Origin of the sequence: Tautonia sociabilis (assembly GCF_003977685.1) — a bacterium.
Taxonomy (GTDB): Bacteria; Planctomycetota; Planctomycetia; order Isosphaerales; family Isosphaeraceae; genus Tautonia; species Tautonia sociabilis.
The window spans coordinates 224,711-238,728 of sequence record NZ_RYZH01000001.1 but is presented as its reverse complement, the minus strand read 5'-3'; the positions used below and the strand labels follow the sequence as shown (position 1 = coordinate 238,728).

Genomic DNA, 14,018 nt, shown 5'->3' with positions numbered 1-14,018 from the left:
CCCCGGGCCGACGGCCATTCTATCGGCGGCGAGCGCAGGCCCGCCAGGAGAAGGGCGGGCGGATTCGGGGCCGGCCGGCTCCGGGTCCCGAGGCGATCGGCCCTCGGCCGATTCGGCGAGAGGGGGGGAGGAGGCGGGGATCAGGCCTTCTTCGATTCGCCCTGAAGGATGGTGTCGACGGAGCGGAGGAGCTTCTCCATGGCGAAGGGCTTGCGGATGTAGTCCTTGACGCCGAGGAACTCGGCGTAGGCGCGGTGCCGGCTCCCCTCGTTGCCGGTGATCATGATGGTGGGGATGAGCCCCTCGGGGCGGGTGCGGAGCTTCTCCAGGACAAGGAACCCGCTCTTGCGCGGCATCATCATGTCGAGGATGATCAGATCCGGCTCCTCGCGCTCGGCGGCGGCAAGCCCGGCGTTCCCGTCCCGGGCGACGAGCACCCGGTAGCCCTTGCCCTCGAGGACGGTCCGCATCGAGTCGATGATCTCGGGGTCGTCGTCCACCAGGAGGACGGTCTTGTGGGCGGTGGCGGGCATCGTCGGTTGGGCTCCGTCGGGAAGGCGGTCGGCACGCCCCCCGAAGGGGAGGGGAGGCGAGCGAGCCGATGTCCCCATGATAGTCGTTGGCGGCGCCGGCGAGCAAGGTCGGCGGGGGGTGGGAGAGCGTGCGGGGCTCCGCTACAATCACCCCATCCAACCGCATTTCCCTGCTGATCTCGACGGCGGTGCCCGGCCCGCGACCCGGTTACGGCGCCCGGCCGCCTCTCCCTACTCAGCGAGGCGACTCGTCCCATGGATCGACCCGCGAATCCCCGGGGCTCGGCGATAGGACTTGTCCTGGTGGCGATCCTCGGCCTCTCGGAGCTGTCCGAGGCGGCCGACTCGGACGGCTTCGAGCCGGAGATCGCGCCGGCCTCCGATGAGGCCGAGCGGGCGATCGCCGGCTTCCGGGTGCCGGAGGGGTTCTCCGTCTCGACCTGGGCCGCCGAGCCGATGCTGGCCAATCCGGTCGCCTTCGCCATCGACGACCGGGGCCGCGTCTACGTCGCCGAGACGTTCCGGCACGGGCAGGGAGTGACCGACAACCGGGACCACATGAACTGGCTGGACGACGACCTGGCCGCGACCTCGGTCGAGGACCGCGTCGCCATGTACCGGGAGTATCTCGACGAGGAGACCTTCGCGAATTACGGCGTCGCCCCCGACCGCCTCCGGCTGGTTGTCGACGCCGATGGCGACGGGAAGGCCGACGAGGCGACGGTCTTCGCCTCCGGCTTCGACGATGTGGCCGCGGGCATCGGCGCCGGGGTGCTCGCCCGAGGGGGAGACGTCTGGTACGCCTGCATCCCCGATCTCTGGCTGCTCCGAGACACCGACGGCGACCGCCAGGCCGACGTCCGCCGGGTCTTGCACTCGGGATACGGCGTCCACGTGGGCTTCCTCGGCCACGACCTGCACGGGCTCATCTTCGGGCCGGACGGGAAGCTCTACTTCTCGATCGGCGACCGGGGATTCAACGTGGAGACGCTCGAAGGGACTCGCCTGGCCGTGCCGCACACCGGAGCGGTCCTGCGCTGCGACCCGGACGGCTCGAACCTGGAAGTCTTCGCCAGCGGCCTGCGGAACCCGCAGGAGCTGGCCTTCGACCAGTACGGCAACCTCTTCACCGTGGACAACAACAGCGACGGCGGCGACCGCGCCCGGCTGGTCGACGTGGTCGAGGGGGGGGACTCCGGCTGGCACATGGGCTGGCAGTACATCAACGAGCCGAACTCCCGAGGGCCCTGGAACGCCGAGAACCTCTGGAAGCCGATCGAGGAGGGGAACGACGCCGCCTACCTGCTTCCCCCGCTGGCGAACCTGAGCGACGGCCCGTCGGGATTCGCCTACAACCCGGGAGGCGCCGGCCTCCCCGATCGGTACGCCGACCACTTCTTCCTTGCCGACTTCCGGGGCACCGCCGGCAGCAGCGGCATCCGGTCGTTCGCCGTCGAGCCGAAGGGGGCCAGTTTCCGGCCGGTGGATGAGCACCCGTTCTTCTGGTCGATCCTCGCCACCGACGTTGACTTCCCCCCCTCCGGCGGCCTGTTCGTGAGTGACTGGGTCGAGGGCTGGGAGAAGCCGACCAAGGGGAGGATCTACCACCTGACGCCGGACGGCTCGGCCGACGCGATCGTGGCCGAGGTCGCCCGGCTGCTGGCCGAGGGGTTCGAGCAGCGGACGACGGACGAGCTGATCGCCCTGCTCGGGCATGCGGACCAGCGCGTCCGGCAGCGGGCGCAGTTCGCCCTGGCCGGTCTCGGGGCCGAGGCGATCGACCCCCTCTCGGCCGCGGCTCAGGACGACAACGAGATGACCCGGCTGCATGCGGTCTGGGCGCTCGGGCAGATCGGCCGATCGGAGCTCTCGGCGCTGGCCGCCGTGCGCGGAGCCCTGGAGGACAACTCGCCTCAGATCCGGGGACAGGCGGCGAAGGTGCTCGGCGACCGGCTGGAGAACCCGCCGGATGCCCTCAGGGGGACTCGGTTCCGTCAATCCGCAAGGCTCAGCCTCATCGATCGTCTCTCCGACGAGCACCCCCGGGTCCGGATGTTCTCGGCGATCGCCCTCGGCAAGCTCGGGAGGTTCGACGAGAGCGTCGACGCCCTGGTGAACATGATTCGGGAGAACGCCGACCGCGACCCCTACCTCCGCCACTCGGGCGTCATGGGGCTGCTCGGAGCGGCCGACACGGAGGACCTCCATCGGCTGGCGGGGGACGAGTCGGCCTCGGTTCGGCTGGCGACCCTGCTCGTCTACCGCCGCCAGCAGGATCCCGAACTGGCCCGGTTCCTGGACGACCCGGAGCCGAGGATCGTTCTGGAGGCCGCCAGGGCGATCAACGACGCTCCGATCGAGGGGGCCCTGGCGAAACTCGCCGCGCTGGAGGTGAGCGCGGAGATGCCTCCCCCCCTGCTCCGCCGCGTGTTGAACGCGAACCTGAGGGTCGGCGGGCCGGAGGCGGCCGAGGCGGTTTCCCGGATCGCCTCGGACGAGAAAATGCCGGAGGAGATCCGGGTCGAGGCGCTGGAGATCCTCGCCGATTGGGCCGAGCCGGCCGGGAGAGACCGCATTGTCGGCCTCTGGCGTCCGATCGCGAGCCGGCCGGCGGACTCGGCCGTCGAGGAGCTTCGGCCGAGGGTTGCCGGGCTGCTGGAGTCGGCTCCCGATCGCGTCCGGATGGCGGCGGCGAGGGCGGTCGCGGCGTTGCGGCTCTCCGATGCCGGCCCGGCCCTGTTCGAGTTGTTCGCCGACGACTCGATCGGTCCGGAGGCGCGCCTGGAGGCGATCCGAGCGCTGGAGGCGCTGGGGGACCCCCGGCTGGCGGAGGTCGCCCGGCGGTCGACCACCGACTCGAACGAGCTGGTCCGCACCGAGGGGCTCCGCCTGCTCTCGGGCCTGGAGCCGGCCGAGGCGTTGCCGATCCTTGAGGCGGTGCTTCAGAACGGCTCGACGGCCGAGCGCCAGGGCGCGCTGGCGACTCTGGGCGGCATGGAGTCGGAGGAGGCGGACCGAATCCTGTCGACCTGGCTCGACCGGCTCCTGGCCGGGGACGTGCCGGGAGCGCTCCAATTGGATCTGATCGAGGCGGCGGCGCAGCGGTCCGACTCCGACCTGCGGGAGAAGCTCGCCCGGTACGAGGCCGCTCGGCCCGAGGGGGATCCGCTCGGGCCGTATCTGGAGGCCCTCGAGGGGGGAGACGCCCGCCGGGGGTTCCGCATCTTCTACTTCCGGACCGAGGCGCAGTGCCAGCGCTGCCATCAGATCGACGGCCGGGGAGGAGAGGTCGGCCCGGCGCTCTCCGACATCGGGGCGAAGCGGGACCGGGCCTACCTGCTGCGGTCGATCGTCGCCCCGGACGTCGAGATCGCCGAGGGGTTCGAAACGCTCGTGGTGGCCACCGCCGACGGCCAGGTCCTCTCGGGGATCGTCAAGGACGACTCCGGGGAGACCCTCACCCTGATGGACGCCGAAGGCAAGCTGATCACCGTCCCCAAGGACCAGATCGAGGAGAGCCGGCGGGGGGTCTCGGCGATGCCGGCGGACCTGATCAAGCAGCTCTCGAAGCGCGACCTGCGTGACCTGGTAGAGTTCCTCTCCAGTCGCAAGGCGGAAGCGCAGCGCTTCGGCCGAGGCCACTGACTTCGACCTCGACCGTCAATGCGTCGACGCTCGACCCGGACGCCAGTCGGCCTCGTCGTGGTCGAGCCGGCACGCACTCCCCGGATCCCGACCGTCCCGAGCCCGAGGGAGCCGACTCGGGGCGAGCCGCCGGGAGCGACGAGGCCCGAGGACGGCCCCAGCCGGGGCCGGTCGGATTGTTGCCCTTCCGGACGGGAGCTACTGTTCTCTTCAGACAAATGGAACCCCGGGGGCCGGCGTCGGCCTTGGAGCCGGCCCCCGGGGCCCCACCGAGCTCTTCCGGGGGGCGTTCCAGTCCCCCTGACCTCCCATCGGGGCCGATCGGCTCGAGGAACTCGTCGTCGATCCGTCCCTCGTCGTCGAGGGTGCAACATGCTGCCGAAGTCGAGGCGACCCCTCCCGGGCGTCGAGTCGCTGGAGCCCCGACTGGTGCTCAGCTCCCCTCAGCCGTATCCGGGCTCCCCGCTGGAGCTTCCCCAGGGGGCCTGGCGCTCGACCCCCTTCGTGGGCTCCCCGGTGTTGGCGGACCTGGACGGCGACGGCCGGGACGAGATCCTGACCCCGGCCTCCGGCGGGAGGTTGGTCGCGTATACGACCGGATCGGACGGCCGGCTCCGCGAATTCCAGCGGTATGAAACCGGGGCGGAGGCGAACGTCAAGGCCACGCCGATCGTGCTCGATCGGCCCGATGGCTCGAAGATGATCGTCGCCGGGCTGGGACGGGACGAGGCTTCCTCCCCCAACAAATTGGAGGACGGCCGCGTCTTCGCTTGGGACGCCGCCACCGGTCGACTGCTCCCCGGCTGGCCCCAGAGCAGCGGCGACAACGGGTCGGCCGGCGTCGTCGGCCCACTGGCCTCCGGGGACCTGGACGGCGACGGCGTGCCGGAGATCGTCGTCACCTCGTTCAGCCACCATGTCAGTGCCTTCCGGCAAGACGGGTCGCTGCTCTGGCGATTCCAGAACGACGACACGATCGAGTCCGGCGCCGTCGTCGGCGACATCGACCGGGACGGCCGCAACGAGGTCGTCTTCGGCAGCGACACCAGCGACAACCCGTACTTCCGGGCCGGCGGACTGATCAACGTCCTGAACGCCAACGGATCGGCGAAGTTCCGCATTCCGGTCGGCGAGGTGATCTGGTCGTCTCCGGTGCTGGCCGATCTGACGGGGGACGGGTGCCTGGAGATCGTCGTCGGCACGGGGATCAACTTCTCCCTGCTGGATCCCAGCCTCTCCCCCGATCGCCGGGAGCAGGCCCGGGTGGCGGCCAACGCGATCCACGCCTACGACCACCAGGGCAACATCGTCCCCGGCTGGCCTTACCGGACCACGACCGACTCCTCGCAGGACCGCCAGGTGTACAGCTCTCCGGCCGTGGCCGACCTGGACGGCGATGGCCGGCTGGAGGTCGTGGCGGTCGACTTCGCCGGCCACGTCCACGCGGTCCGGGGCAACGGCCAACCGCTGCCCGGCTTCGAGGGAGGGATCCGGCTGGTGGACGTCCCCCCTCGGTTGAACGACACCTACACCTCTCCGATCATCGCCGACGCAGACGGCGATGGCGACCCGGACATTATCGCCTCGAGCCTGCAGGACATGGTGGCCCTGGACCGCAGCGGCGCCGAGCTGTGGCGGATCACGGCGCCGGTCGGCCCCGGAGGCCTGGCCGACGGCCTCGTCAACGCCGCGGCGGTCGGCCAGCTCGACGGGGTCGGCGGCCTGGAGCTGGTCGCCTCGTCGAACCTGTTCGCCCAGGTCAACCCTCCCCGGTCGCTGGGGGTCTACCAGCTCCCCGAGAGTTCGCTGACGCCCCCCTGGCCGATGCACCGGAAGACAGCCGACGCGAAGGCGGTCGCGCAGAGCCCGAACTTCGTCGAGCGATCCATCCGGGCGACGTTCCGGGCGATCCTCGGCCGGGAGGCGAGCGGCTCGGACCTGGCGTTCTTCTCGGGCCTGATCCTGAGCAACACCTGGACGCCGAAGACGCTGGCCGACATCGTCGCCCTGACCCCCGAGGCCAGGACGGTCGTCCTCCGCAAGCTGTATGACAGCTACCTGCAACGCGAACCGACCCCCCAGGAGATCGCCGACGGCCAGCAGCGGCTCGCCTTGGGAACGGCGGAGCAGATCGCCCGGGATCTGCTGCTCTCCCCCGAGTCGATCGCCAAGACGGACGGCTCCCTCGCCGGCATCCTCGGCCGGATGTACCAGACGATCTTCCGCAGGCCAATCCGCCCGGATGAGGTGGCGGCGCTGGTGCCGGTGGTGGAGGGCGGCTACTTGCCGATCGAGGAGATCGCCCGCCTGCTGCTGCTCTCCGAGGAGTTCGTTCTGCTGGAGATCGCGGCGCCGGCGGTGATCGCGTATCGAACCGAGTTCCCCGACGCTCCGTTCGACGACGCGGCGATCGCCGCGCTGCTGATGGACCGGATCGGAGGTCAACCAGAAGAGCGGATCCTGGCCAAACTGATCGCCAGTGGAGGGCGGTACGAGCGGACCTCCCTGGCCGCGGGGCTCGTGCGATCAGCCCTGATCGATGTGAACCAGAACGCTCCGACCCCGCACGAGGTGGGCGACTGGCTGAAGGCGTTCACCCGGGGGGCAATCACCCCCGGTGCCTTCTTCCGGGCGATCATCGACGCCCCCGAGGCCAGGGCCCAGTACGTCCGGGAGCAAGTCCAACAACTTTTGGGACGAGAAGCCGATTCGGCGACGATCGCCGCGCTGTCGGGCTTTTCGAGCCGAGAGGAACTCCGGATCCTGATCGTCAGCTCTCCGGAATACCTCGCCAGGAACGGAGGCACCAACGAGGGGTTCATCCGGGCCGCCTTCCGCGACCTCTACGGCGTCGACCCGCTGCCCCAGAACGTCCTGTCCGAGCGGCTCAACGCGCTGAACCGGGGCCGGGAGACCAGGCAGAGCATGGCCCGGGCCCTGGTCTTCAGCACGCCGGCCTACGAGCGGGACGTGGTCAACCTGCTGTTCCGCTACCTCCCGGATGAGAGCAACGGGGTGCTCCGTGTGCCCATCGGGGCTCCGGCCGGATCGCCGCCGACGAATCCCGACCCGGCCCTCATCGCGACCCTGGTGTCGGCGCGGCAGGCCGGGGCCAGCGACGCGGAGATCCTGGCTCGCATTCTCGAATCGTCGGCGTATCTGTCCAAAACCTCCTGGATCCGGGGTCGATACCGAAGCCCCGGCCTGCGCTGGTGACCGGTCTCGGATCGAGGAACGTTCTGATCTGAATCGCGCGGAAGGCTTGGGATCGTGCCCAAGAGGACCGTTCCCCGGATCCGAGTCCACGGAAGGTGGGGCAGAGGGGCAAGCCCCTTGATCCGGCGCGTCCGAACGAGGGCGGGTTCGCTGCCGAGGAGACGACCAAGACCAGGACGGGTCCGGCACGCCCAACTCTCAAGCGACGCGGAGCGCCGATCGCTCAAGAGGCTGGGGCGCCGGTTGGCTCCTGGAGCGGGATCATTGCCCCTGACCAAGGGAATATCCCGGCTCGCCGTCGAAGGTACAGAGATGCTCGGTCTTGATGAAGTCGAGGCCGGCGGTTTCGATCCGACCAAGCAGGTCGATGACCTGACGGTGCGAGATTGGGGCCCCGTCCTTGGCGTTCATGAAGCGACAGCGCCAGTGATCGGTGCAAAAGGTTTCCGGAAGGCCGTTCGGCCAGACTTTCAGCCCGCGGTTGCTGATCATCTTCAGCTCAAGCTCGGGGCCGGCCAACGGAGCGAGCGTCGAGCCAAGGTCGTCCGGAGAACCGGCGGTCCAATCCAGAAAGACATCCACCCCGACCAATTCCTTCCGCGCTCGGGAAGTCGCGTTGCGTGACCGCTCGGCCGGGGAGGAGCGATCCTGACTGGGCGCAGCCCCCGCCGAAGCGTAGGAGACGGCCTTCAGATGCTCAGGCTTCTGACCGAGTCGCTCGATGACGGCCTGGGCGAACTCCTTGGTGCCAACCTTTCGCTTGCTCACCTTCTCGTCGAAGATGTCGTACGTGTGGATGCCGTCTTCCAGGGTCTTCAGCCAGGCGTTGTGCGCCCGCTCGGCGGCCTCGGTCTGGCCGATGTGGACGAGCATCATCACGCCGCCAAGGAACAAGCCGGAAGGGTTGGCCAGGTTCTGCCCCGCTCGCCGAGGGGCCGAGCCGTGGATCGCCTCAAACATCGCGCACTGATCACCGATGTTGGCCGATCCGGCGAGCCCGACCGAGCCGGCGATCTGGGCGGCGACATCGGAGAGAACGTCGCCATAGAGGTTCGGCATGACGATCACGTCGAAGGCGCCGGGGGTGTCGGCCATCTTCGCGGCGCCGATGTCGATGATCCAGTGCTCGTTCTCGATCTCGGGGTAGTCTTTGGCGATCTCGTCGAAGACTTTATGGAACAACCCGTCGGTCAGCTTCATGATATTGTCTTTGGTGAAGCAGGTGACCTTCTTGCGGTTGTTCTTCCGGGCGTACTCGAAGGCGTACCGCACGATCTTTTCGCACCCGGGACGGCTGATGAGCTTCAAGCACTGCATCACCTGGTCGGTCTGGCGATGCTCGATGCCCGCGTAGAGGTCCTCTTCGTTCTCTCGAACGATCACCACATCCATGCCCGGGTGTTTCGTGCGAACATAAGGGGCGTAGGCCACACAGGGGCGCACATTGGCATACAGGCCGAGCGTCTTGCGGACGGTGACATTGAGGCTCTTGAAGCCTCCTCCCTGGGGCGTGGTGATCGGAGCCTTGAGGAACACCTTCGTCCGGCGGAGCGACTCCCACGCCTCAGGAGTGATGCCGGCCGAGTGTCCGGCCTTGTACACGGCCTCGCCGATCTGGATTGTTTCCAGCTTGAGCCGGGCGCCAGCCTCCTGCAAGATCGCCAGCGTTGCCTCCATGATCTCCGGGCCGATCCCGTCGCCGTGGGCCACGGTGATCGGGACCGCCCCGCCGCCATTGCTCGCCATCGTCGCCTTCTCCCCGTCATCCGATCAGGCTGCGTCGCCCCCGGCCGCCTCCCGAACCATCGGGGAGAGCCGCTTGAGGACATCGATTCCGCCCCCACTTGTAGCGGACCCATCGCGCGCCGGTCAAGCCACCGGCCGGTGGGCCCTGAGGTGTCGAGGGCCCCGGCCACCCGAGGGCGGGGCGAGTCGGGCTCACTTCGGGGCCTCGTCGGCGCCGAGTCGGCGGCGGGCGTCGTCGGCGAGCGAGGGGGAGAAGCGGGGGTTGATCGCCAGGGCTTCTCGGAGAAGGGCCCGGGAGCGATCGAGGTCGCCGGCGGCCTCGAAGATCAGGCCGGCGCGATAGTGCATCAGGGCGTCTCGGGTCCCCACCCCGAGGGCGCGGTCGATCGCCTCGGCCGCCTCGGCGTGGCGGCCGTTCTTGTGCAGCGCCCAGGCGAGCGTGGCGAAGGCGTCGACGTCCTGCCGGTCCTCCAGGTCCCGTCGGGCCAGGGCGAGGGCCTCCGGGAGCCGATCCCCCTCGTCGCAGTAGAGCAAGGCCAGGTGCCGGCGCTCGTCGGGGCGGGACCGCAGCTCGTCCTCGAGCGCTCGCAGCAACGAGCCGGCCTCGGCCTCTCGGCCGACGAGGCGGTACAGCTCGGCCAGGCCGACCACCATCATCGGGTCGGGGCCGAGGGCGACGGCCCGCTCATAGAGTTGGATCGCGGACTCGGTCTCTCCCCGGCAGGCCTTGACCCGGGCGAGGCCGGCGGTGGCGTCGTGGTAGGCGTCGATCCCCTCGGGGATGGCGGCGTAGACGGCCTCCGCCTCGTCGAGCCGTCCGGCGCTGGTGAGCAGGTCGGCGAGCTGGACGCGATACCAGGCGTCGGCATGCGGGAAGACGCTCGAGGCCGAGGCGGCCTCGGCGGCCCGGGTCATCCGTCCGATCGCCTCGTCGACCCGTCCCCGCCGCTCGGCCAGCCGGGAACACCGGGCCTCGACCTCCGGCACGGGGGCCAGTTCGTAGAGCCGACGGACCTCGGCCTCGGCCTCGTCGTAGCGCCCGAGTTCCAGGAGCGAATCGGAGAGGACGGCCCGGGCGTTGAGATCCTCCGGGTCGGCCTCGACGGCCGACCTGGCGTGCTCCAGACCCTCGGCGAAGCGGTGCTGCCCGTTGAGGGCCGCGGCGAGCAGCCCCTCGGCGGCCGAGAGCTTCGGGTTCAGCTCCAGGGCCCGGCGAAGGGCCGCCTCGGCCTCGGTGTAGCACTCGGGGCCTCCTCCCTCTCGGGCGAGCAGCAACCGAAACTGGCCGAGGCGGGCGAGGCTCTGGAAGTCGTTGGGATTGGCGGCGACCCGGCGCTCGAACAGGGCAACCGCCTGCTCGGTGGAGTACATGAAGGCGATCGGGCCGCCGTCCTCGGGGGGAGGCTCGTCGGTCGGCGGCTCGGGCTTGGCGGGCCGAGGCTCCTGAACGCCCTCGGGGGAACGCCCTGGCTGCCAGGCCGGAGCCGGGACGGCGACGAACAAGACGGCGCCCAGGCAAGCGATCACGGTCCGGGTGGAGAGCGGGCGGCTCGGGCTCATTGCCGGGACTCCTCAGCGACGGGGCCTGCTGCCGCGGTCTCGAACGGAAGACCGGCGCGGTTGGGATCGATCCGATCGTTTGGTCGGCCCGGGAGAGTTGGCGAGGGAGGCCGCCTCCCCCGGGGGAACGAGTGTCAGCGCCCGACGGGCCTCGGCGGGAGCGGCCGGCCGAGGTAGGGGAAGGTGGTCCGGAAGACCGAGTCGTTCACCACGAAGTCGCCGGTCACGGCTCCTGCGGTCAGCGCGTTGAAGGCGGCGTCGACCACATCGTCGGTCAGCCGACGGCCGTTGAGGGTCAGCGTCAGGCCGTCATTGAACCCCTGCGAGCTGGTCACGTCGAAGGGCATCCGGTCGGGCAGAACGGTGCTGGCCAGGGCCATGGCCGTCTGCGAGTCGAGCCCGTAGAGCTGGACCAGGAAGGCGGCGGCCCCGGTTCGCAACGCGGGGTCGTCGGCGGGGGTCAGCTGGTTGAACTGTCCTTGCAGGGCGGTCGGGACGGCGACCGTGTTGATCGCCGGCAAGGCCGTCCGGTCGACCTGCGTGAGGCCGTCGGGCGTGACCGTCCGGATCCACACGCCGAGCTTCGGGTTGCTCCTCGAGGAGACGAGGCGGATGCTGGGGATCTCCAGCACGATCGCCAGCGTGTTGAAGTTGGCGAACGAGTTGATCGGGGCCGCCGGAGGCAACAGCATGCTCAGGGGGTTCAACCCCGGCGGGAGGGGCTGCTCACCGAGGGCCGTCGAGCGAAAGAACGCGTACCCCGGCGCGTTGAAGAAGAACGGGTCGTCGAAGAGGCCGGCCTGAGCGGCCCCTCCCCCCCGGAGGAAGGTCGTCCGGCCCGTGATCCCGGTGGCCAGCACCTGGCTTCGGCCGGTGGCGAGCTCAAAGCGACGGACCTGGTAGCGCTGGCGGAGGAAGCGATCGGGGTCGGAGAAGACGACTTGGATCAGCAGGTCGTCGACGTTGTCCCCCGTGTTGTCGATCCGGAACTCGTAGAAGGCCCCCGGGAAGAAGACCGGGGGGGCGAGCACGCCGGCCGCCGGCCCCGCGGTCAGGATCATCACGGTGTTCCGAGGGTTCCGGCCCTGGAACAGGTACAAATCGTTGAGGTCCAGGTTCCCGATCGACAGCGTGTTGCGGCCCGACAGCAGCGGACCGTCGCGATGATCGGCCCCGTCGGCGAGGCGGCCGGGGACGATCGCCGCCAGGAACAGGCCGACCGCGATCAGGACCCGACCCGGCCGGCGCGATCGACTCGAACTTCGACATGAGCATCTCATGGCACGTTCCTCTGAGGTGAAAAGCCGCCACCACGCGGGCAAGAGCCTGCGATGCCCCGAATTCAGATCAAGCAAGGGAGATGTTAATTCGGGGAAGGAGTCGAATCCAGGAGGAAAAGAGAAAAAAGGCCGGAAGAAGAGCGGATAACGTCTGCGGCGACCAGCGGATCCTCTCGCTCCTGTCGGGTTGGCTGGGCTCGGGGAAATCGGCCCCGGATCGGGCTCCCCGATCGCGGGCGGGGGGATAAGATGGGGTCGGCCACGGGGAGCGGACGGAGCCCAATGGGCGTCGGGACCAGGGCGGCCCGGTTGGGGGTTGGCGAGAGGAGGCGACATGGCACGCACGCTGGGAGCGATCGGGGCGGGGATCGGTTGGATGCTGACGCTGGCCCCGGGAGCCGTGTCGGCCCAGCGGGAGGGGCTGGCCGATCGGGTCGCGGAGATCCTCGCCACCCCCGGGTTCGAGATGGGGCACTGGGGCCTCCTGGTCGTCGACCGAGGGACCGGCGAGGTGGTCTTCGAGCACGAGGCCGACCGGCTGTTCATCCCCGGGGAGGTCGCCCAGCTCTTCCCGGCGGCGGCGGCCCTGGAGGCGCTGGGGGCGGAGCACCGGTTCCAGACCCCGGTGCTGCGCCGGGGGGAGGTTGGCCCCGACGGTTCACTGCACGGGGACTTGATCCTGATGGCGGTGGGCGACCCGAGCCTTGGAGGCCGCACCAGTCCGAAGGACGGCTCGCTGCTCTACCGGGACGTGGATCACACCCGGGCGGGGCTGTCCCGGGGAGCGGCCCTGGTCGAGGCCGATCCGCTGGCGGGTCTGGACCACCTGGCCCGAGAGGTCAAGGCGGCCGGCATCTCGGCCGTCACCGGGGAGGTGATCGTTGACGACCGCCTCTTCGAGGGAACGCCGACGGGAGGCGCCGTGCCGTCCCGAGTGGTCCCGATCTCGGTGAACGACAACCTCATCGACGTGGTGGTCACCCCCGCCGCCGAGCCCGGCAAGCCGGCCGAGGTGCGAACCATCCCCTCCTCGTCCTACTACTCGGCCGAGGCCCTGGTGGAGACCGTGGCCGAGGGCCAGCCCCCCCGGCTGGAGGTGCGCCGGGAGGGGCCAAGGCGCTTCTCGATCCGGGGCCAGCTGCCGGTCGGTCAGCCTCCCGTGGTCCTGGCCTCGGAGGTGGAGCAGCCGGCCGACTTCGCCCGAGCCCTGCTGATCGAACAGCTCCGGGCCCGGGGGGTGCGGGTCGACGCGTCCCCGCTGGCGGGCAATCCGGCCTCGCTCCTGCCGGCACCGGCCGAGGTCGCCGCGTTGCCGAAGGTGGCCCAGTACACCTCTCCTCCCCTCCGGGAGTATGTCCGGGTGTTGCTGAAGGTGGGCCACCACCAGCACGCCGCCGCGCTTCCCCTGCTGCTGGCCGCCTCGAAGGGTCGGCGAACGCAGGCCGAGGGGCTTCGGATCCTGGGAGAGGTCCTGGCGGGGCTCGGCCTGCCCACCCAGGGGATCTGCCTGGCCGACGGCGCCGGGATCGACCGAGCCGACCTGGTCTCCCCCCGGGCGGTCGTCGCGCTGCTGCGAGCGATGGACGGCCGCCCCGGCGCCCCGGCCTTCGAGGCGGCCCTGCCGGTGATCGGCCGGGAAGGGACGGCGCTCGATGTGGTGGCGGCCGACAGTCCAGCCCGCGGGCACGCCCGATCGGCCTCTGGCTCCGCCTTCACGACCGACGCCACCACCGGCCGGTCGCTCCTGCTGACGAAGTCGCTGGCCGGCTACCTCGAGACCGCCTCGGGGCGCGACCTCGCCTTCGCCTTCTTCGTCAACCACGTGCCGGCCTCGCCCTCGACCACCGACCGGGCCGTCACCGACCTCTACGCCGCCCGCCTGCTCGGGAAACTCTGCGAGCTGTTCTATTCCGATCAGCCCTCCCCCGAGGGCTCCCCCTCCTCCTCGCCGCCTTCCTCCTTGGAGGAACAGGGTGTCCGGCTGGGTGAGTCCCTCGATCGCGAGCACCACCTGGGATCGGATTGATCGGCCGAGCGC

At 70.1% G+C, this 14,018-nt stretch carries 7 protein-coding genes; 3 read left to right on the top strand and 4 right to left on the bottom strand.

What is annotated here, in order from left to right; genetic code table 11:
• Window positions 1-140: 140 nt before the first annotated feature.
• Window positions 141-533 carry a response regulator gene (locus TsocGM_RS00935; protein ID WP_126723436.1) on the bottom strand — a complete coding sequence of 131 codons (393 nt, stop codon included), beginning with the start codon at window positions 531-533 and terminating at the stop codon, window positions 141-143.
• A gap of 255 nt (window positions 534-788) precedes the next feature.
• Here TsocGM_RS00935 and TsocGM_RS00930 point away from each other — a divergent pair, with 255 nt between their 5' ends.
• Together TsocGM_RS00930 and TsocGM_RS00925 are read left to right on the top strand one after the other, a co-directional pair.
• Complete coding sequence (locus tag TsocGM_RS00930) at window positions 789-4,178, top strand: PVC-type heme-binding CxxCH protein (protein WP_126723435.1); 3,390 nt, start codon at window positions 789-791, stop codon at window positions 4,176-4,178.
• 372 nt (window positions 4,179-4,550) lie between these two features.
• Entirely contained in the window at window positions 4,551-7,394 is a 2,844-nt protein-coding gene (locus TsocGM_RS00925) for an FG-GAP-like repeat-containing protein (RefSeq protein ID WP_126723434.1), read from the top strand.
• Window positions 7,395-7,655: 261 nt separating this feature from the next.
• On the opposite strand, the gene TsocGM_RS00920 is transcribed toward TsocGM_RS00925, so the two are convergent.
• From TsocGM_RS00920 to TsocGM_RS00910, 3 genes are all read right to left on the bottom strand, one after another.
• Entirely contained in the window at window positions 7,656-9,140 is a 1,485-nt protein-coding gene (locus TsocGM_RS00920; RefSeq protein WP_126723433.1) for an NADP-dependent isocitrate dehydrogenase, read from the bottom strand.
• Between the two features lie 192 nt (window positions 9,141-9,332).
• The gene (locus TsocGM_RS00915; protein WP_126723432.1) at window positions 9,333-10,700 is read right to left on the bottom strand and encodes a tetratricopeptide repeat protein; all 1,368 of its coding nucleotides are present in this window, start codon (window positions 10,698-10,700) and stop codon (window positions 9,333-9,335) included.
• Between the two features lie 134 nt (window positions 10,701-10,834).
• Complete coding sequence (locus TsocGM_RS00910; protein WP_158633320.1) at window positions 10,835-11,980, bottom strand: DUF4331 family protein; 1,146 nt, start codon at window positions 11,978-11,980, stop codon at window positions 10,835-10,837.
• A gap of 334 nt (window positions 11,981-12,314) precedes the next feature.
• Here TsocGM_RS00910 and dacB point away from each other — a divergent pair, with 334 nt between their 5' ends.
• Window positions 12,315-14,006, top strand: coding sequence for a D-alanyl-D-alanine carboxypeptidase/D-alanyl-D-alanine endopeptidase (dacB, locus tag TsocGM_RS00905; protein WP_126723430.1), 1,692 nt, complete (start codon window positions 12,315-12,317; stop codon window positions 14,004-14,006).
• Window positions 14,007-14,018: the final 12 nt, after the last annotated feature.

What these genes read in the sequence shown, in the direction of transcription:
- TsocGM_RS00935 (WP_126723436.1), bottom strand. Translation starts at nt 533, where the DNA reads ATGCCCGCCACCGCCCACAAGACCGTCCTCCTGGTGGACGACGACCCC.
- TsocGM_RS00930 (WP_126723435.1), top strand. Translation starts at nt 789, where the DNA reads ATGGATCGACCCGCGAATCCCCGGGGCTCGGCGATAGGACTTGTCCTG.
- TsocGM_RS00925 (WP_126723434.1), top strand. Translation starts at nt 4,551, where the DNA reads ATGCTGCCGAAGTCGAGGCGACCCCTCCCGGGCGTCGAGTCGCTGGAG.
- TsocGM_RS00920 (WP_126723433.1), bottom strand. Translation starts at nt 9,140, where the DNA reads ATGGCGAGCAATGGCGGCGGGGCGGTCCCGATCACCGTGGCCCACGGC.
- TsocGM_RS00915 (WP_126723432.1), bottom strand. Translation starts at nt 10,700, where the DNA reads ATGAGCCCGAGCCGCCCGCTCTCCACCCGGACCGTGATCGCTTGCCTG.
- TsocGM_RS00910 (WP_158633320.1), bottom strand. Translation starts at nt 11,980, where the DNA reads ATGAGATGCTCATGTCGAAGTTCGAGTCGATCGCGCCGGCCGGGTCGG.
- dacB (WP_126723430.1), top strand. Translation starts at nt 12,315, where the DNA reads ATGGCACGCACGCTGGGAGCGATCGGGGCGGGGATCGGTTGGATGCTG.